Origin of the sequence: Chania multitudinisentens RB-25 (assembly GCF_000520015.2) — a bacterium.
Lineage (GTDB): Bacteria > Pseudomonadota > Gammaproteobacteria > Enterobacterales > Enterobacteriaceae > Chania > Chania multitudinisentens.
The window spans coordinates 3,268,291-3,285,296 of record NZ_CP007044.2 but is presented as its reverse complement, the minus strand read 5'-3'; the positions used below and the strand labels follow the sequence as shown (position 1 = coordinate 3,285,296).

The 17,006-nt window shown below is 47.5% G+C and carries 21 protein-coding genes; 11 read left to right on the top strand and 10 right to left on the bottom strand.

Annotated features, from left to right (window positions below; genetic code table 11):
* Positions 1-10: 10 nt before the first annotated feature.
* The 3 genes from Z042_RS14305 to Z042_RS14295 form a co-directional block, all read right to left on the bottom strand.
* A complete protein-coding gene (locus Z042_RS14305; RefSeq protein ID WP_024911003.1) occupies positions 11-1,495 on the bottom strand; it encodes a sugar ABC transporter ATP-binding protein in 1,485 nt (494 codons plus the stop codon).
* A gap of 241 nt (positions 1,496-1,736) precedes the next feature.
* Entirely contained in the window at positions 1,737-2,660 is a 924-nt protein-coding gene (locus Z042_RS14300) for a sugar ABC transporter substrate-binding protein (protein ID WP_024911004.1), read from the bottom strand.
* A 573-nt stretch (positions 2,661-3,233) separates the two neighbouring features.
* A complete protein-coding gene (locus Z042_RS14295; protein ID WP_024911005.1) occupies positions 3,234-4,049 on the bottom strand; it encodes an aminotransferase class IV family protein in 816 nt (271 codons plus the stop codon).
* 139 nt (positions 4,050-4,188) lie between these two features.
* On the opposite strand from Z042_RS14295, the gene Z042_RS14290 reads away from it, so the two are divergent.
* Positions 4,189-5,109, top strand: coding sequence for a LysR substrate-binding domain-containing protein (locus Z042_RS14290; RefSeq protein ID WP_024911006.1), 921 nt, complete (start codon positions 4,189-4,191; stop codon positions 5,107-5,109).
* A gap of 33 nt (positions 5,110-5,142) precedes the next feature.
* On the opposite strand, the gene Z042_RS14285 is transcribed toward Z042_RS14290, so the two are convergent.
* The 5 genes from Z042_RS14285 to Z042_RS14265 form a co-directional block, all read right to left on the bottom strand.
* Positions 5,143-5,997 carry a DUF2071 domain-containing protein gene (locus Z042_RS14285; RefSeq protein WP_024911007.1) on the bottom strand — a complete coding sequence of 285 codons (855 nt, stop codon included), beginning with the start codon at positions 5,995-5,997 and terminating at the stop codon, positions 5,143-5,145.
* Between the two features lie 549 nt (positions 5,998-6,546).
* Positions 6,547-7,551 (bottom strand): phage integrase, encoded by a 1,005-nt coding sequence (locus Z042_RS14280; protein WP_024911008.1) that lies wholly within the window; start codon positions 7,549-7,551, stop codon positions 6,547-6,549.
* On the bottom strand, positions 7,551-8,456 hold the full coding sequence (locus Z042_RS24595; protein WP_024911009.1) for a BRCT domain-containing protein: 906 nt from the start codon (positions 8,454-8,456) through the stop codon (positions 7,551-7,553). The genes Z042_RS14280 and Z042_RS24595 overlap by 1 nt, the downstream gene beginning before the upstream one ends.
* 89 nt (positions 8,457-8,545) lie before the next feature.
* Complete coding sequence (locus Z042_RS14270) at positions 8,546-9,436, bottom strand: BRCT domain-containing protein (protein WP_037405863.1); 891 nt, start codon at positions 9,434-9,436, stop codon at positions 8,546-8,548.
* 27 nt (positions 9,437-9,463) lie between these two features.
* Complete coding sequence (locus Z042_RS14265; RefSeq protein WP_024911011.1) at positions 9,464-9,802, bottom strand: helix-turn-helix domain-containing protein; 339 nt, start codon at positions 9,800-9,802, stop codon at positions 9,464-9,466.
* An 84-nt stretch (positions 9,803-9,886) separates the two neighbouring features.
* Between Z042_RS14265 and Z042_RS14260 the strand changes: the two genes are divergently transcribed.
* Positions 9,887-10,078 carry a hypothetical protein gene (locus Z042_RS14260; RefSeq protein ID WP_024911012.1) on the top strand — a complete coding sequence of 64 codons (192 nt, stop codon included), beginning with the start codon at positions 9,887-9,889 and terminating at the stop codon, positions 10,076-10,078.
* A gap of 10 nt (positions 10,079-10,088) precedes the next feature.
* The gene (locus Z042_RS14255; RefSeq protein WP_024911013.1) at positions 10,089-10,292 is read left to right on the top strand and encodes a hypothetical protein; all 204 of its coding nucleotides are present in this window, start codon (positions 10,089-10,091) and stop codon (positions 10,290-10,292) included.
* On the opposite strand, the gene Z042_RS26765 is transcribed toward Z042_RS14255, so the two are convergent.
* Positions 10,282-10,521: a hypothetical protein gene (locus Z042_RS26765; protein ID WP_024911014.1), complete on the bottom strand. Its 240-nt coding sequence runs from the start codon at positions 10,519-10,521 to the stop codon at positions 10,282-10,284. The two genes, Z042_RS14255 and Z042_RS26765, sit on opposite strands and share 11 nt — an antisense overlap.
* A gap of 177 nt (positions 10,522-10,698) precedes the next feature.
* Positions 10,699-11,187, bottom strand: coding sequence for a hypothetical protein (locus Z042_RS14245; protein ID WP_024911015.1), 489 nt, complete (start codon positions 11,185-11,187; stop codon positions 10,699-10,701).
* 307 nt (positions 11,188-11,494) lie between these two features.
* Between Z042_RS14245 and Z042_RS14240 the strand changes: the two genes are divergently transcribed.
* The 8 genes from Z042_RS14240 to Z042_RS14210 all read left to right on the top strand — a co-directional run bounded on the left by Z042_RS14240 (position 11,495) and on the right by Z042_RS14210 (position 16,832).
* The gene (locus tag Z042_RS14240) at positions 11,495-11,731 is read left to right on the top strand and encodes a hypothetical protein (protein WP_024911016.1); all 237 of its coding nucleotides are present in this window, start codon (positions 11,495-11,497) and stop codon (positions 11,729-11,731) included.
* Positions 11,731-11,880, top strand: a complete 150-nt coding sequence (locus tag Z042_RS26030; protein ID WP_154666966.1) for a hypothetical protein — start codon at positions 11,731-11,733, stop codon at positions 11,878-11,880. Before Z042_RS14240 ends, Z042_RS26030 begins: the two co-directional genes overlap by 1 nt.
* Positions 11,877-12,152 (top strand): hypothetical protein, encoded by a 276-nt coding sequence (locus Z042_RS14235; RefSeq protein WP_024911017.1) that lies wholly within the window; start codon positions 11,877-11,879, stop codon positions 12,150-12,152. Before Z042_RS26030 ends, Z042_RS14235 begins: the two co-directional genes overlap by 4 nt.
* A gap of 213 nt (positions 12,153-12,365) precedes the next feature.
* Positions 12,366-12,611 carry a hypothetical protein gene (locus tag Z042_RS14230; RefSeq protein WP_045784796.1) on the top strand — a complete coding sequence of 82 codons (246 nt, stop codon included), beginning with the start codon at positions 12,366-12,368 and terminating at the stop codon, positions 12,609-12,611.
* Entirely contained in the window at positions 12,608-12,901 is a 294-nt protein-coding gene (locus tag Z042_RS14225; RefSeq protein WP_024911019.1) for a hypothetical protein, read from the top strand. Before Z042_RS14230 ends, Z042_RS14225 begins: the two co-directional genes overlap by 4 nt.
* Positions 12,898-13,770, top strand: a complete 873-nt coding sequence (locus Z042_RS14220) for a DNA adenine methylase (protein WP_037405868.1) — start codon at positions 12,898-12,900, stop codon at positions 13,768-13,770. The genes Z042_RS14225 and Z042_RS14220 overlap by 4 nt, the downstream gene beginning before the upstream one ends.
* The gene (locus Z042_RS25680) at positions 13,739-14,146 is read left to right on the top strand and encodes a DUF3850 domain-containing protein (protein WP_024911021.1); all 408 of its coding nucleotides are present in this window, start codon (positions 13,739-13,741) and stop codon (positions 14,144-14,146) included. Before Z042_RS14220 ends, Z042_RS25680 begins: the two co-directional genes overlap by 32 nt.
* Positions 14,147-14,306: 160 nt before the next feature.
* Positions 14,307-16,832, top strand: coding sequence for a replication endonuclease (locus Z042_RS14210; protein ID WP_024911022.1), 2,526 nt, complete (start codon positions 14,307-14,309; stop codon positions 16,830-16,832).
* Positions 16,833-17,006: the final 174 nt, after the last annotated feature.

The following is a 17,006-nucleotide window of genomic DNA, read 5'->3' as shown; positions in this document are numbered from 1 at the left end:
CACCTTTGCGTTATTCCGAGGCCAGTGCCATAATTTTTTCCTGATCTGCTTCATCTTTATCCAGAATTCCGGTAACTCGTCCATCATGCATCACCATAATGCGATCGCTCATTCCAAGGATTTCTGGCAGTTCTGACGAAACCAAGATAATAGCCACGCCACGGTTCGCCAGCTCGCTGATTAAGCGATATATTTCTGCCTTGGCTCCAACGTCAATACCGCGCGTTGGCTCATCGAGGATTAATATTTTCGGCTGAGCTAATAACCAACGGGCAATTAATACTTTTTGCTGATTACCACCGCTAAGATTATTAATAATCTGATCCATGGTGGGGGTTTTAATATTGAGCTTTTTAATCTGTTCCATGCAGTCTTTGGCCATTTGCACATGGCTGACAAAGCCGTTTTTGCCGATATATTCGGAGAGGTTCACAATGCTCATATTTTCCACAACCGATAACACCAGAAACAGCCCGGATTTTTTACGATCTTCGGTGAGAAAGGCCAACCCTTGATCAATAGCTTTTGACGGTGAATCGATCTTCACCACTTGGCCTTCAATCAATATTTTCCCCCCCTCTGCCGGGTGCATACCAAACAGGCTTTCCATTACTTCACTGCGGCCAGCCCCCACCAGCCCGGCAACGCCCAGGATCTCACCACGTTTCAGATTGAAGGTGATATCGTGAAACCAGCCTGCACGGCGCAACCCTTCAACACGCAACACCTCTTCGCCGATATTATTATTGAATTTGGGGAACATCTGGGTTAATTCACGGCCAACCATCATGGCGATCAGCGATTGTTTGGTCAGATTTTCAGTTTTATCACTGGCAATAAAAGTGCCATCGCGAAAAATACTCACCTCATCGGTAATCGCAAAGATTTCATCCATCTTATGGCTGATATAAATAATCCCTTTACCCTGTTCACGCAGTTCGCGAATAATGGCAAATAGATGAACCACTTCTCCTTCGGTTAATGCCGAAGTGGGCTCATCCATGATTAACACATCAGCGTTATAAGAAACAGCCTTGGCAATTTCCACCATCTGTTGGTTGGCAATACTTAAATCCCCTACCAGCTCCCCCGGTTGTAATTTAATATTGAGCCGCAGTAATAGTTCGTGAGTTTTCTGATTAAGTTCATCGTGATTCACAAAACCCAGCCAAGCCGGTTCACGACCCAGCCAAATATTTTCTGCCACCGTCATATGCGGCACCAGATTCAGCTCCTGATGAATCATCGAAATCCCTGAATGCAGAGCTTCCAATGTGTCGCTGAACGCCACCGGCTGGCCTTTTATTTTAATAACCCCCGCATCTGGGTGATAAATACCAATCAAACATTTCATCAGCGTCGATTTACCGGCACCGTTTTCACCCATTAACGCATGCACGCTACCCGGCTTAATTTTAATGGAAACTTTATCCAACGCTTTAACGCCGGGGAACTGCTTACTGATGCCCTCAGCTTCAAGTACATAAGGATACATCCTGATAACCTCCACAATCATACCCTTCATCTTCCAAGTAGCAGGTGTTGGCTGCCCATACCGGCCGTTTTATGGCTGTTTTGGCATTGATCGCGTTTATCCTGACCGTTCCTCAACATGCCGATACCGGATTTACTGCTGCAAATGAAACGTTAAGGCCATGCCCCGCCATAAATCTGGCGTGCCAAGGGTATTTGATATCGGGTTGTTACCCACACCAGAGCGGGGTACGGCCTAAAACTTACTTGTTATCAGCAAATTGCTGGTAGTTGGCCTGAGTGATCAACTGATAAGGGATCATCACACTGCTCTCCACTTTTTCACCCTTCACCAGTTGGATGGCGGTTTGTACTGCCCCCTCGCCCTGGCCTTTGGCATCCTGGAAGATGCTGAGGCTAAGATCGCCTTTCTTGATAAATTCCAATGCGTCCGGGGTGCCATCAATCCCGGCCACCAACACACCGGTTTTCTTCGCCTGTTTCAGCGCCAAAATAGCGCCAATCGCCATTTCATCGTTATTGGAAACAATCACATCAATCTGCTGGCCGGAAAGTATCCAATCCGTGGTCACATCCACCGCTTCTTTGCGGAAAAACTTGGCCGTTTGTTTATCAATGATATGAACCCCTGGATACTGGGCCACCACTTCCTCTACGCCGCGAGTACGGTCGCGGGTTGCTTCGCTGGAAAGCTCACCCAACAGGATCATAACGTTACCTTTGCCGTTCATCTGTTTGATCAGTTCTTCCATTTGTAGCTTTCCGGCCAGCTTAGAATCGGAACCTACATAGGCCATCCCGGCGGGCAACGTGGCCTCAGGGCGGCGGTTGACGAACACCAGTGGGATTTTGGCGTTTTCCGCCAGTTTGATCATCGGCTTCACCCCTTGGGTATCTACCGGATTGAGGATAATGGCATCAACACCCTGGCTGACGAAGTTTTCCACCTGCTGGATCTGTTGAGCGATATCACCTTTAGCATCTTCAAACTGACCACTGACGTTGCCATCTTCTTTCATTTTTTTTTGCATGGCCTGGCGCAAAATGGTGAGGAAGTTGTCATCAAAATGCGCCATTGATACGCCGATTTTGATGTCTTTGGCAAAGACACTGACTGGCAACATACACATCAATACCGAGGTGACGATCAATTTCTTCAGCTTCATGTTCTGTACCCTTTAATCGTTAGAATGAAGAGGTTTGTTGATTTGGCCGTTAATGAAAAATATTTTTTACATTCAAACAACAAACCGCCCATAGTTAGCTCCTTGAAACGGTAAATTGTGTCGTTTATCACCATACTCAAGGGGGTTTGAAACGTTTTACTGATATCTTAAAACTAATATAAAACAATGTATTGAAATAAAAAATGAAATGTATTATCAATCAAATCACACTCATTCTAAATTTTTATTTCATAATTTAGATTATTGAAATTTTTAAACCCAAACAAGCGAAACATGTGTTTTATAATGGCCAAGTAACAGAAACATGACATGGATCTAACAAATGAGGCAAAAATCAGGCTCACCGGTATATGTGGCTGGTAACCACTTACCGGATACGCGCATATGGCTAACTGACAGTCAGTTAGCCATATGTAACCAGGCACTGCGATGCGCGAATGAAAGATGAGCTTTGGATTTAAGAAAGGATATAATTGATAAATAAGGGGAGTTTTTGTCATCATGCAGGCGACTGAAATATCCGGCCACCTGCATGTGATGGTGAGGGCCTTCTTATGGCTGACTGAGTATTTCCGCCTGATAAGCACGGTGAAGCAACGCAAGAAACTCGGGGGCTTCTGGAATCATCACAGAACCGATACGCTTGACTGCGATTCCCGGCGTCCATGAATTCATGACCACACATCCCGCCATGCTGGGCAAATCAGCCAGCGTGATTTCCTGCACCCGCTGTGGAATATCAAGGCGCGCTAACTGCCGGCGCACAATATTCATCGTTGTTCCCCCCAGCATTTTCGCCTCTGGCCATACCACCGAAGCCCCATCCCAAAAAGCCAGATTCCAGATGGTTGCTTCGCTTAGCCGCCCAAAGCGATCAATAAATACGGCATCGTCGTCACCTTGTGCCACCGCTTGGCGAAGAAAATGGGTTTTGCCCACTTCGCCCACGTGCTTTATTTCTGGCAGGACGCGTTCATACTCAACCACCGCCAACGCTAATGGCCCTGCTGGCCCCTGTGATGCTGGCCCGGTGCGGATCAACACATCAGGTTCAGCCCCCGCCGCCGCCACGGTAAACTCCCCAGCAGGCAAATACAGCGTCACCGTTAAGGAAACATCCAGCGGGCTACTTGCTAGTGCCGTGCGCAAATAAAAACACAGGCGCTCGTCGAGCAGAGCCACACCAAACATCACCTCCGAAGCCATCCGTAACCGTTTAAGGTGCAGATCAAGGCCGCGTATTTTGCCTCCTCGCACTTGCATAGCAGTAAAATGTGCAAAACCAGCAAAAGCCAGTGGGGTTAACTCGTTCAGCGTCACCGTTTGACCATTGCGTTGAACGATAAAAGAAGTGGAATCAATAGACATTACGACCTCCAAAAGCTGCCAGATAAATCTATCCTCAACCCTGGCAGCAGGATGATTAAGTTTTTCTATCATCTCCCATAGAATTTCTGCTGAAAAACGAGTAATTTTTGATTTATTATTAAAATTGGCTTGATGATCGATGAAACGCATGTTCCCTGGTACCCGAGCATTGAGAACCTTTGCGGCCGCTGCGCGGCACTTGAATTTCACCCATGCGGCGGACGAGTTGGGGCTGACTCCGGCAGCGGTCAGCTATCAGATCAAAGAAATCGAAACACAGCTGGATATCAGGTTATTTTCACGTACCAGCCGCAGTATCCAACTCACTCCTGCCGGCGCTCTCCTGTTTGAAGCAACTACTACGGCGCTGGATACGCTGCAGCGCGCTACCAGTAACGCCAAAAGAATATCCAGGGGAGCTTCCCATTTGCATATCTCTCTGGGAGCCAGATTTGCCACTAACTGGTTGTTACCAAGGCTACCCAAGTTCAGGGCGGCGCATCCTCATCTGGAACTCACTTTTGACATTAGCGACCAGCTACGGGATTTTGATGCTGACGATGTGGATATCGCCATTCGGTTTGGTGCCGGGAATTACCGTGGGGCTCACGCAGAACGTCTGTTTGATACGGCCATTGTGCCGGTGTGCAACCCAGAGCTGCTAGCAAGCGGTATCCGCCTAAAAGAACCTCGAGATTTACTCCAACAAACACTCTGCTATGTAGACTGCAAAGTCGAAAACCTCGTCTGGCCAAACTGGCGTATGTGGATGGCTGCCGCAGGTATTGAAAACTTTGATGATAGCCGCTGCCTGGCATTTTCCGAATCGAGCCATGTCGTGCAAGCCGTGATTGAAGGCGGGGCAATAGGGCTTATTGAATTGGCAATGGTCAACAATGAAATTGCCCAAGGGCGCTTAATACAGCTGTTCGATATCGGCGTCAGTCTTGGGAAAGATTACGCTTACCACCTGGTTTACCCAGAAAGCAGCTTTGAGGATTGGCGGATTGTCGCTTTCCGCCAATGGATGCTCCAACAGAGCCGTCTGCAAAAAAGTTGATATTTTTGAATGGGCTCCTTTAACCACTTTGTTCTACAACAAATGCTCAGACAACACGCGAAACTCCACCCGTGGCACAACAAAGCATAACGGCTTACCTACAGCGCCAATCTGGGTAAGAAACGGGCTACTGATGGTGTTCGGTATAACCTCTAATGGGATGACCGAGGTTACATCGATGGGTAATTCGATTTCTGCGTAAGCAAGACGTTCACAGTCTTCGACATAGGAAACTGCACCGCGTTGCAGGCACAAAAATTTCACCGCAGCATCCCAGGAATCAAAGAACGGAGTAAAGGTTGCGGGTAAGTGCTTATTGGCGCTCATCTGTGCCTGGCAGTGAAAATCAGGTGCACTACCATTACCCGATCGCAACGTGGTGTGGTATAGCCCATCATTAACTGAATGTTCAAAACGTTGGGCCAGGTGAGAAGGTAAAGCATCGCTGAATAATCGGCTGCCAATGGCATACAGTGCATTATCAAAAATGTTCTTCACAAAAAGCACCGTGCCGGCGTGGGTAACGTTACCGGGTAACGTATCGATATAAAACCGCCAGTTACTCTGCCGTGGCGAAGGGAAAAAGCGGCGTAACGGCCCGGCTAACCTAGGCCCGAAGTGTTGGTGCGAATAGGTGAGGATGGTGAACAATATCTTGCCATCGTGCTGTGACAGTCGTACTCCCGCGGGTATCCAGTTTGCGGCAGCTTCCAGGTCGATGACCCAGGTGCAGTAGACGATATCCGTCGCCTCACTCGCCAGTTGCAGAAAAGGTAACCGTGATAGCAAAGCACGGCGCCCGCGCAGCAATAGCCGATTTGATAATAATTTGTTGACCAACCTACCCCAACGGCCTGATTTCGGGTAAAGAAAAGTGTTGCTATCCATAGCGTGAACCCCTTGAACTTACAGTGAATAACAGCGTATCTGCTCAAATGTACACTTGCAAGCCACTTGGTATCGGTGAATTACGAAGAGTAGAAGATAAAGGAAAAGCAACTAACCTGTGGATTTTGTAATGATATCGGGGTGGACTTGAATCCGCACAGCCATAAGCTGAGGGATTTCAGATTTTGCTTGTATTTGTTAAATTTTAATTGGTTCGCAGACTGCCAGATATGACCGCAAAACCGAGATTGTGCCGGTAGTTGGAGGGCAATAATTTTGATTGAAAATTAATCTATCGGGAAATGATGTTAGGAAAGGCGGTTTCAGACACAAAAAAACCGCCCTTAAGGCGGTCTAAAATTCTTTGTAAATCAATGTGGTACCCGGGGCGGGACTTGAACCCGCACAGCCATAAGCCGAGGGATTTTAAAAAATAACAGTATGTTTTTAAAATCAATGAGTTATTAAAAGTCAGTGACTTAGAATTACCGATAGTTGCTCATTACTAAGCATAGCCTGTTTAAGGAGCCACTTTTTTTACCGGTAATCTCAATCTGAAATCTTATCAAACGGGTTGAGCGTTAGTGCCGCTTCCAGGTGATCAGGTGCAAAATGCGCATAACGCATTGTCATCAAGATTGTGCTATGACCAAGTATCTGCTGAAGTACCAGAATATTACCGCCACCCATCATAAAGTGACTGGCGAATGTGTGCCGCAAAACGTGAGTACGCTGGCCTGTAGGTAGTTCGATACCGGCTCTTTTCAGCGCGTGCTTGAAAGCATCGTAAGCAGGTGAAAACAACTCACCGCGCGTTTTCGGTAGCATGTCATGCAGACGTTTTGAGATCGGCACCGTGCGGTTCTTGTTGCTCTTGGTATTGATAAACGATAACCGGCCAGGCAAAACTTGCGACTGACGCAACGATTCTGCTTCCCCCCACCGCGCACCGGTAGCTAGACAAACCCGCACAATCAAACCGAGGCTTTTGTTTTCCGACTCATCACACGCTGCCAGCAGCCGTTTAATCTCATCATCATAAAGAAATGATAATTCCTGATCCCCTTCCCTGAACTGGCGTATCCCATCAAGCGGGTTATTACCATCCCACTCACCCAGGCGCTTAAGCTCCGAGAACACCGCGTGCAGGTATGACTGTTCGCGATTAACCGTGGCTTCTTTAACCGCCTTGCGGCCTTTCGCCAACCACTCACCAGCTAGGCGGCGTTCACGATAAACCGCAAACATATTCTTATCGACTTCATGAGCCAACGGATTACCGAGCCGTTCACAGATGGCCTTTAACTTCACCAGTCGAGAATCACCAGATTCAAGCGTCTTGCCGTGCATGTCGTACCAGCGTTGCACAAGCTCCGCAAGCGTGATCGCGCTGATTGATACCTCGCTGTTATTCCGCTGCGCCAGTAGCTTGCGCTCATGAGAAAGCGCCTCACCTTTGGTTGCAAACTGCTTACGTACACGTTTACCGGCAGCCTTCCCGTAGGGGTAGCATTCACAGAGCCATTTACCGGAGGGGAGTTTGCTTACAGTCATCAGCTAGAAGTCTCAACCTCATCATCAATAGACTCTGCATAAGCTAAAGAAAGGAACATTTCAGCGGCATTATCTAAATTGCTATAAGTCGTGGCCGATTCCATATCCCGACTTTTGCAGACAAACGGCCTAATTTTATTTTCAGGGGAAAAATACAAGGTAGCAACGGGTGTCTTACGAGGTTTGCCATTCTTGAAAAAATCACATACATCAAGCCGAATGCATTCACCATATTCATCTTCATAAGTAGCAACATGCCACCCCATACCAACTAGAGTGTCTCGAAAAGCTAGACTGACATCCTCTATGTTTTTATATATTCCAAGTCGATATTTTTTCTTTTTGGGTTTAGAGTGACCATTCATTACCGGAGGTGTAAAGTTTTCAATACCATCAATTTCAATTTTGCCGATACTAAAAGACTTAACCTCTCTTCCGGGGCTAGAAAGATCCACCGCTCGCAAAACAAAATTTTCCATCAGAGACAAGGGAACAATGCTTCTCCTTTCACCTTCACGGCTTCCACCATGATAAGTAATTGATATTTTTGAGCCTTTATCTATTGCAGACCATAGGTAATCAAGAAAATCATTTTCATCGTAAATAGAGATAGGACGCTTTTCTTCAGCAGAATAAGCTTCAGAATCAAAAGGTTCGACCGCACTACACGATGATTTTTTTGATAAAAGCTCATAAAAGCTATCACATGTTAGGAGTATTGAATTATTATTTTTAGCCTTGTTAATTTTGCTTGGGCCAGCGTTATTACCGCAGCATAAATAATTAAGATCTTTAGTGATGTCAGCCCTGACTATAAAGCCGTTTAATTTAGCAATGTCTATAAGTTCATTTTTTTTTACTTTATCAAAACCGGTGAAACATATTGTTTTCTGACAAACTTCCATGTAACCCCCAGAAAGATATTAGCTAGATTTTAATTTCGGTTTAGATTGCGCGAACGCATCAACAACCATATCCTTGACAACCTTTTGAGTCAGTAAATCGTATCGCAAGATAATGTTTTCCACTGTTCTTCACTGATAATTTTCAGTGGAATATTCTTGTTATCGCGATATTCGATGGCTTTTTCTATTTTTCGACCATAGCTTTGAAAACGCCAATCTTTAGCGCTGAGAGTACCGACAATTAAATAATCAATCTTTTGAGTTATACCATCTGAAACAATGCCGCCCATAGACTCAATTTCGGTCTTGCACTTACTTCTTTTACCAAGAAGAAACTCACCAGTAAGACAGACTAACGCCCCTTTTAAGTTAAGCGAATCAATGTCATCAATAGGAAGTTTTGTAGACAAGCCATCAACAACACCAACTTCAAGATCGCATCCAGTAAAAGAAGTTAGTGCAGCTTTCAATGACGCCCTTTCTTCTGGTGTGATAACACCATCGGCAAGAATATTCTCAACAAGTATATAAATTTCCTTTCCGGGAAAGTTATTTTTAAGAGCAGCATTAGATGAAAGCCACCACTTAAGGTAACGAATCTCTAGATCATTCAGTTCTTGATTCGCCAACACCCCTTTGCACAATCCTTCCAAGAGATGCCTATCTGACTCCTCCGAATAAAGATCTAATTTCGGTGTATCAAGTAACTTTTTCTGTATTTTAATAAGATCAGACTGAAAGAACTTTAATTCATTATTATCGATAACTCTATTAGATAAGATATCTGAAATTCTAGCTCGTATAGTTCGAACGCAATAGTTTCTACTTATTAACTCAGATTCAAGAAGCCATGTATCAAGGTATAAAATTTCTTTCTCATCAACCCTCCCATCACTTAGAATACCTTCAATTATACTAATAAGATTGGTTATTAATTTATTTTTATTACGAGCATAATTATAAATACTTTGTGCATCCATAATATATTAATCTCCATAAAACCCGTATTAAATATCACTTGTTTTTAATTTTGGTTTTGATTGCGCGAACGCATCACCAACCGCCTGTATGTTTAAACGTGCCGCCTCATCCATAGCGCGGAAATTCTGCACTAACTTTTGCTCTTCCATAGAGATGTCCTGAACAGGTGTATTTTGCCCAGTTAATATGAACATCACATCTGCTCCCGCTTCATGCATGGCATTAAGGAGCGATGCCTTTGGCTCTGTTTTGCCTGCCTCATAATCACAGTAAGTACGAAAAGCGACCCCGCACACCTTCGCCATAGCCGTTTGCGTGTAACCAAGACGCTCACGCTCCAGGCGTAGTCGATCCCCAATTTGCATTTTTCTGCAATTCCATATTGACTATTTGCAGATTTCTGCAAATAATGTAACTCATGATAACCTAGTGGATCACAATATAGCACTATGGCACAAGTCAATCATGAGCAGCGATCACGCCTGCCAAAAGGTATCACCTCAAAAAACCCTATCCCGATGCGATTATCGGATAAGGAACGCTTGGAATTAGAAGCACTTGCAGCAAAAGAGTGCCGCTCCATTTCCAGCATGGCCCGCCTTGTTCATCTGCGCGGCATGGCAGCAATAACTTCCGAATAACGGGGACTGTATGGCGAACTTCACTATCAATATCACTGTTCCCACTGGATATGTTTCTCTGCAAGCCTATTCAGAAATGACAAAAATCCCTATTGGAACCTGCCGTGCCATGGTTCGTGACGGCCGGATCATTATCCGCGAAAAGAAGAATGCCAATGACCGGGTTGAAGTGAACCTCGTCGCCATGTTGAAAGATGCAATCGCTAATAGCTGAGGAATGAAAGATGCAACACGCGCTTATAAAACTCAGCAACCACACCAGCATATACCGGGGTTTCAGCGTTATTAAGCTGCCCCGCAAAGCCTGCCAGCCGATCACCCGTTACCACGTTCGCCAGGGTGATCAGTCTTATGGCAAGTTTGACGCTCAGGCGCAGGCTACTGGTTATATCGATCAGCTCTATTCCATGAAAGCCCAAAGGAATTGAAATGGCTTGTTTCATTGAATATGTATTGCCGTTTGGATTGCTAATTATCGGCGCAGCTATCGTGCTTTATTACGCCGCAGTCTATGACAAAGAATGCAGAAATAAAAAAAAGAAAGGCTTTTAAAAATAAAGCCCTCTTTTAAAAGTTATTTTGCAAAAGGGCTTTTATGGAGGATTCACGCAGTGAACATATTACATCGGTATGCCACCGACAATGAAAGAAAGGAAACGCTCACAGAGGTTGAGTTTTCTCTTTTCCATAATTGCATTATCGCGAGTCATACCCAATGCAATATGAGCCCTTATATGCGCCGGGTTGCGAAAACTGCCAAGCGTTGGAGTGTCATTCTCAATCAGGTTCCTGATAGCACCACTCAGTTGCTCAGAAGTCATACCGTGAAAATGCAGCTCATGAATGAGCCTTTCATATTTCAGCGCTTGCGCGCTGGCTTTTGCAGCCGCCTCACCGGGCCTGTAAATAAATTGGTAAGCGGAAATCACAGTAACAGCCACACCGAGAAAGAAAACATTAAGAATACCTGCGGCGATGGCACTACCCAGAATAATCAGAATGAAAGAGGAAAGATCATTTACACGGCGATAAAGCGTCGCGCTCATGGCTTCCAGATTGTAACTGTAATACAGACTGTGTTTTTCATCATAAGACGGCTGCTCGTTCATGGTTTTACTCCTACTGGCCGGAGTTACCTCCCGCCGATTGATTGGAATCACCGCCAGAACCCTGATCGGATCGTTGAGGACTGGCAGGCTTGTGAACAACATGGTTCGGAACAAGATCCCCACGGTCGCTATGCGTACCCTGGAAGGTATCTTCTCTGTCGGTCATACGACCTCCTTGTGTGTGAGTGGTTATTGCGTCTGCCTCTCCTGCTGTGGAAAAAACCAGACGCAAGAACATTAGCACAAAAACCCACGCGCCGGGCGTGGTTAAAAACCCCGGCAATAATCAATCAGACAGGGGCCAATAATGGGTAATTTATTCTACGCAGCGGCAAACGCCATAGTCGCCAAGTTTGATGAACGCATGCAGCGCCATAGCTGGCAAAGTGCAACACTGCAAATGCAGACCGCTGCAACTCATTTAGAAGACTTGGCGGGCGCAGCACGCTATGCCGGTGACTCAGAAACCGCCAGGGCGCTGGAGGCCACGGCATATCACTGGCGGTTCAACGGGATTAAACCCCGTCCATTTCGGGGGTGCTGATGATCCATTTCCTCAAGACATTATCACCCGACGCCACTGCGCATCTGATTGTGCTGGCAATCATCGCCGTACTGTCAGTGGTGCTGGTTGTGAGTGATTACCGTAGCCGCCGTGAGGCAAAACGTAGCAATGCAGAGGATCAGCAATGAAACAGGCTTACAGCATCCTTATCAACGATCTGTTGCAGCAGTACCACTTTAAGGCCGAGAACATGCGCGCGGCGTCAGCCGTTGCCGATGCTGTGCGCGAATACTCGCAGAACGATTATGCCTTTCGTCTGAGCGTTGGCCTTGAGGGGTTGTTGAGCACCGCCGAAGCCGCTGGCGATACTGAATCCGCCACGGTGCTTGCGGCCATCGTCAGCAAGTGCAATGCAGGTGATATTCCGCAGCCGTTTGGCGCGGAACAGTTTGCAGCCTAGGCCGGTTTGCCCGGCCCTATTTGAGAGCGAATCTGTGCTTCAAGGTGCGCTCTCAAATAGCAAAAGGTTCCCGTAGTTGATTAAGCCTGTGTCCTTACAAGAATGGACAGCACCAGGCGAAATATAGCTACCACGGAAACATGAGCCGGGCATGAGTTTACCCGGCACCCATTTTAAATATCCACCCCGGCAAATGAGCAATTGGTGCCAATTATGGCGCCGGGTCTCGCTCATCCTGAATTTAACGAGGGATATATGACCAACCCGGAAATAAACACCGAACTAGTGCAGATGCTAACCGATGCCCGCCTATCCGCGCGGCTTCAGTTGTTAGATGCACTGGAATCAAAGCTCGATACCTTGAAAGCCAATCACGCCAGCGCTGATCAGATCATTTCAACCCTGAGAGCCTGGGCGAACATCCGACAGCTAAACGTCACAAAAGAGGGCTCAATATGACACCGGAAAAACAAAACGCACAACATGTTGTAGATACCCTCAATTCATTACTTGAGGTAGATCCAGGCGCTATTGCCTCCCTAGTAGATTATCGCGTGAGTTGTTCAGAGGAGTTCGCGCGCGATACGTCGGCAATGGTAGGTATCTGCGATGGCGTTTTTCTGGTCGGCATGATTGGCATCATCAATGCGCTGATCGCCCCAGAAGTGATCGCGGCGATTTATGAGGGTAAGGAATTAACCAGTTTTACAGTCTTTGTTAGCAACACCAAAAAGGAGGAGGGATTATGATTCGCTCCCCCGTCAAGTGGGTTGGCAGCAAAGCCAAGATCATGACTGAACTGGTTAAACACTTACCAGCAGCCAAAAGACTGGTAGAGCCGTTTGCCGGTTCCTGCTCCGTCATGATGAATACCGACTATCCCGAATATCTGATTGCCGATATCAACCCAGACCTGATCAATCTGTACCAGCAGATCCAGGGTGACCCTCATAACTTTATTGAGCACGCCAGAGTTCTATTCAGCGTGAGCAATGATGAGGAAAGCTATTACCTGTTGCGGGAGCAATTTAGAGGGGGCAACCTTACGCAGTGGGATCGGGCAATAACGTTCCTATACCTGAATCGCCACGGTTACGGCGGCGTGTGCCGCTATAACAAATCAGGACAATACAACGTCCCTTACGGGAAATATAAACAACCCTATTTCCCAAAAGACGAGATCTTAGCTTTCACAGAGAAAGCCAAACGCGCAACGTTTGTTTGCGCAGACTTCAGGCAAACCCTGTCAATGGTCAAATCTGGCGATCTCGTTTACTGCGATCCGCCGTATTTACCCATCTCTAAAACAGCCAATTTTTCCAGCTATCACACTGGCGGTTTCTCTCATAACGATCACGTCGATTTAACCATTGACCTAATGAATCTCTCCGAGAGCTGCGCCCCGGTAGTCATTTCAAACTGTGACACTGAGTCAGCGCGCCATCTCTATCACGCGTTCTCAATTCAATCGATCACCGCCCCCCGCGCAGTGGGGAACCGCACCGGCGGAGAAGCCACGGCCAGCGAAATGATCGCCAGCCGTTCACCACGAATTCAAGACGTCAATATCGGATGGTTACAGCGCTATGAAAAAACACGATCTCAAGATCCTGCCTGAGTATTTCGCGGCAGTAGTCAGCGGAGAGAAAAAGGCAGAAATCCGCATTAATGACCGTGATTACTCGGTTGGCAATATGTTGCGCCTCAATGAATACGGCCAGGTTAAAGGTTTTGACGGCTTGGTGGGTTTTTCTGGGGAGTTCATCACTGATAAACCGACAGAGTTCTTTGTCGCCAATACACTGGCGGGCATGGCTGAGGGTGAAATCAAGTTAATACCAGCGGAGTTGATTTGGGTAAATAAAGCCCCACACATTGTGCAATCTCTCTTCGACCAGCTTTTGAGAGAGGCCAGCGCTCTGCTATGTGCCTATGAGTGCGCTCTAAAAGCAAATCGCAATCACGAAGCAAGTCAGCCGCAGGGCGAAGAATAAATGTCTGGCTTGGTACATCCGAATCAGCAAGGAAGGATATTTTATCGGTGTAATAAGGCGCATTGCCCATGTCGTGCATTCCATTGTCTCGGTTCATTGTACATCGCTCTTACATGGGAATGTTCAACGTACAATATAGACAAGGCGGGCGCATAGATAAATGACCGATTCACGCGGGCGCCGCGCTCCTTCTGATCCCTTACCCTATCCGGGCATTGTTACCGGCAGTGTCCGGTATCAATACGACTGGAACAAACCAAAAGCCGCAATATTCGTTGATAAAACTCCTGCTGTTGATCTCGTTGAACTGGGTCAAGAGCAAGAGTTTTTAGGCTGGGTGGCAGTCACACTTAAGCCATTTCCGCGTTTTATCCGCCAACGCCTTGCGTCACGCATCGACAGCATTCACAACATGAAGGGGCGACACATAGCCCGCTTAGCGTTGCGCGATATCATCCGGCGCGATTTGCCGGTCATCAATATGGTGACCGAGCAATATGGTATCCAGCAGGATAGCGACAGGCCAGCAGGATTTTACACCGACGCATTCAAGCACCTTAATTCGCTCTATCACACATTTACCAACCTGAACGGACTGATCGAACGATTCAATCACTTGCCTGACTTTACCCGCGAAGATATAGAACTGCTGGCGCAGGATATTGCCATTTATATGACGGGAGCGCTGAGCGAGGTTAATCACGTCTTCGCATCAGCCAGCGATAAAGATCTAGTTCAAAACCTATATTCTGAAGCGTCCAATTTAACAGCGGTTTTCCGCCTGCTCCCGCCATTCTCTGATCGCAAGAAAATATCTGTTGATAAAGCCACATCAGCAGTCAGCAGGATGCTAGATGATCGCTTTTGGGTGCGCAATCTGTGCAAATACGCCACGCGCTGGCGTGAACATCTGCACATTGCTTTTGGTGATGTGAAACGCGGCGCAGCACCGTATTGCAGCAAACATCATGTTGACGAATGGGAAGCACGCCGCAAGCGCAGCCGCGCGATAATGAGCCACCTTGAGCTGGAAGATAAAGAAACCAAAGAGCGCATCTCGTTGGTAGAGCAGATTGATAAAAGTATTTCCAACCCGGTAAAACGCCGGGTAGAACTCATGACGCGCATCGGCGGTTTTGAGAAAGTGGCAAATAGTGAGGGGTTTACCGGTAGTTTCTTTACGCTGACCGCTCCGTCGAAATACCACGCTTACACCATGTTTGGCCACCGTAACGCAAAATGGAACGGGGCCAGCCCGCGCAAAACTCAGCGCTACCTCACTCGCCTATGGCAACAGATCCGCGCCGAACTGGCACGCCGTGAAATACCTGTATTTGGCCTGCGCGTTGCCGAATCGCATCACGACGGTACGCCGCACTGGCACGGATTGCTATTTACCGCCCCAGAGCACAGCAGTGCCCTGGCCGCAGTAATGGAAGATTACGCCACGCGTGAAGATGCAGAAGAATTGCAAGGCAAGCACGGCAACCGACCACGCTTCGAAATGAAAGCGATCGATGCGTCAGTTGGCAGCGCAACAGGTTACGTCGTGAAATATGTCTCGAAAAATATTGACGGTCACGCACTTGACGGTGAAGTAGACGACGAAAGCGGCAAACCGCTAAAGGAAACCGCCAAACACGCAACAGCGTGGGCTTCCTGCTGGGGCATCAGACAGTTTCAGTTTCTCGGCGGTGCACCGGTGTCGGTCTGGCGCGAACTGCGCAAGATGAGTGATCAGGAAATGGCCGACAAGATTAACCCCCTGTTTGCCGAGATCCACCGCGCTGCCGATCAAGGGTGGTGGGACGAATACGTACAGTTACAGGGCGGCCCATTTGTCACCCGCGATGCATTGCACATTCGCACGTTTTACAAGCAGGAAGATGAGCCAAACGCCTACGGCGAATACCTGCCGATCATCAAAGGGGTATACATGCCAGGCATGGCGTTGCTACCCGTTGAAACCCGCCTTCACAGTTACCGAATAGTGAAAATGAACGCCAAGCCGGACGACGCAGGCCAGGCCGTTGACCTTGACGTTGGTTTTGATTTTGACCTGCCGGGCGCGTCCGCGCCCTCTAGGACTTGTGTCAATAACTGTACCGAGGCCAAAAAACAGACAAAACCGGGCGGCGATCAACCACCGGACGATCAGGAATATCTGTACCAGCTCGAGCCGGAACAGTTGGCTTTCGAGCAGCCGACCAGGGCGCAACGAAACCGACTGCAAACCAGCCTGCACAGTGAGCCACCGCAGCGGCGTAAATCGCCCGCTGATGATTTCGAATTGCTGGCGCAAGCCATTGTCAGCGGCGAATGTTCGGATTATGACCGCAGCCGCGCCGACAGTTACCTCCGCACCGCATGCGCCATCAGGCAGGCGGAGCAACCGGTAACAGCAGGCATTACTGCACTGGCCGAACAAATCCAGCGCTGGGCGGAGATCCGGCAGGTGCCACTGAGCAAGCCACAGGCGGTACAGCTTGCGCAGGGTAATGAAGTGACGGTGCTTGATAGCGTGTATCGCGCCAACCTCAACACTGGCGAGATCATTCCTTGCGGCATCTTTGAGCCGTGGCGCAAGACGCTATCACGCAACAAAGCCAACGATCTGATCGCGAAATGGCGGACGGCGGCAAAGAAAAAGATTGGTTGTGCTGTCGCTCTCAATGAAGGCTCATAATTCCAGTTAATTATTTCTACTGTACGATGGTCTTTCTGTTGAATAGCCCTGGATATGATCTTTTTTGTTAACTTTTTAGGTACGAGACACTTTTTCACTCATTGTTTGTCTACAGTTTAAAGAACTCTGTGGTACATATACATACTTAGAGAACCATGCAGCAACCAGGAGGTA

Coding starts and splice junctions, on each gene's coding strand:
- Z042_RS14305 (WP_024911003.1), bottom strand. CDS start 1,495: ATGTATCCTTATGTACTTGAAGCTGAGGGCATCAGTAAGCAGTTCCCC.
- Z042_RS14300 (WP_024911004.1), bottom strand. CDS start 2,660: ATGAAGCTGAAGAAATTGATCGTCACCTCGGTATTGATGTGTATGTTG.
- Z042_RS14295 (WP_024911005.1), bottom strand. CDS start 4,049: ATGTCTATTGATTCCACTTCTTTTATCGTTCAACGCAATGGTCAAACG.
- Z042_RS14290 (WP_024911006.1), top strand. CDS start 4,189: ATGAAACGCATGTTCCCTGGTACCCGAGCATTGAGAACCTTTGCGGCC.
- Z042_RS14285 (WP_024911007.1), bottom strand. CDS start 5,997: ATGGATAGCAACACTTTTCTTTACCCGAAATCAGGCCGTTGGGGTAGG.
- Z042_RS14280 (WP_024911008.1), bottom strand. CDS start 7,551: ATGACTGTAAGCAAACTCCCCTCCGGTAAATGGCTCTGTGAATGCTAC.
- Z042_RS24595 (WP_024911009.1), bottom strand. CDS start 8,456: ATGGAAGTTTGTCAGAAAACAATATGTTTCACCGGTTTTGATAAAGTA.
- Z042_RS14270 (WP_037405863.1), bottom strand. CDS start 9,436: ATGGATGCACAAAGTATTTATAATTATGCTCGTAATAAAAATAAATTA.
- Z042_RS14265 (WP_024911011.1), bottom strand. CDS start 9,802: ATGCAAATTGGGGATCGACTACGCCTGGAGCGTGAGCGTCTTGGTTAC.
- Z042_RS14260 (WP_024911012.1), top strand. CDS start 9,887: ATGGCACAAGTCAATCATGAGCAGCGATCACGCCTGCCAAAAGGTATC.
- Z042_RS14255 (WP_024911013.1), top strand. CDS start 10,089: ATGGCGAACTTCACTATCAATATCACTGTTCCCACTGGATATGTTTCT.
- Z042_RS26765 (WP_024911014.1), bottom strand. CDS start 10,521: ATGAAACAAGCCATTTCAATTCCTTTGGGCTTTCATGGAATAGAGCTG.
- Z042_RS14245 (WP_024911015.1), bottom strand. CDS start 11,187: ATGAACGAGCAGCCGTCTTATGATGAAAAACACAGTCTGTATTACAGT.
- Z042_RS14240 (WP_024911016.1), top strand. CDS start 11,495: ATGGGTAATTTATTCTACGCAGCGGCAAACGCCATAGTCGCCAAGTTT.
- Z042_RS26030 (WP_154666966.1), top strand. CDS start 11,731: ATGATCCATTTCCTCAAGACATTATCACCCGACGCCACTGCGCATCTG.
- Z042_RS14235 (WP_024911017.1), top strand. CDS start 11,877: ATGAAACAGGCTTACAGCATCCTTATCAACGATCTGTTGCAGCAGTAC.
- Z042_RS14230 (WP_045784796.1), top strand. CDS start 12,366: ATGGCGCCGGGTCTCGCTCATCCTGAATTTAACGAGGGATATATGACC.
- Z042_RS14225 (WP_024911019.1), top strand. CDS start 12,608: ATGACACCGGAAAAACAAAACGCACAACATGTTGTAGATACCCTCAAT.
- Z042_RS14220 (WP_037405868.1), top strand. CDS start 12,898: ATGATTCGCTCCCCCGTCAAGTGGGTTGGCAGCAAAGCCAAGATCATG.
- Z042_RS25680 (WP_024911021.1), top strand. CDS start 13,739: ATGAAAAAACACGATCTCAAGATCCTGCCTGAGTATTTCGCGGCAGTA.
- Z042_RS14210 (WP_024911022.1), top strand. CDS start 14,307: ATGACCGATTCACGCGGGCGCCGCGCTCCTTCTGATCCCTTACCCTAT.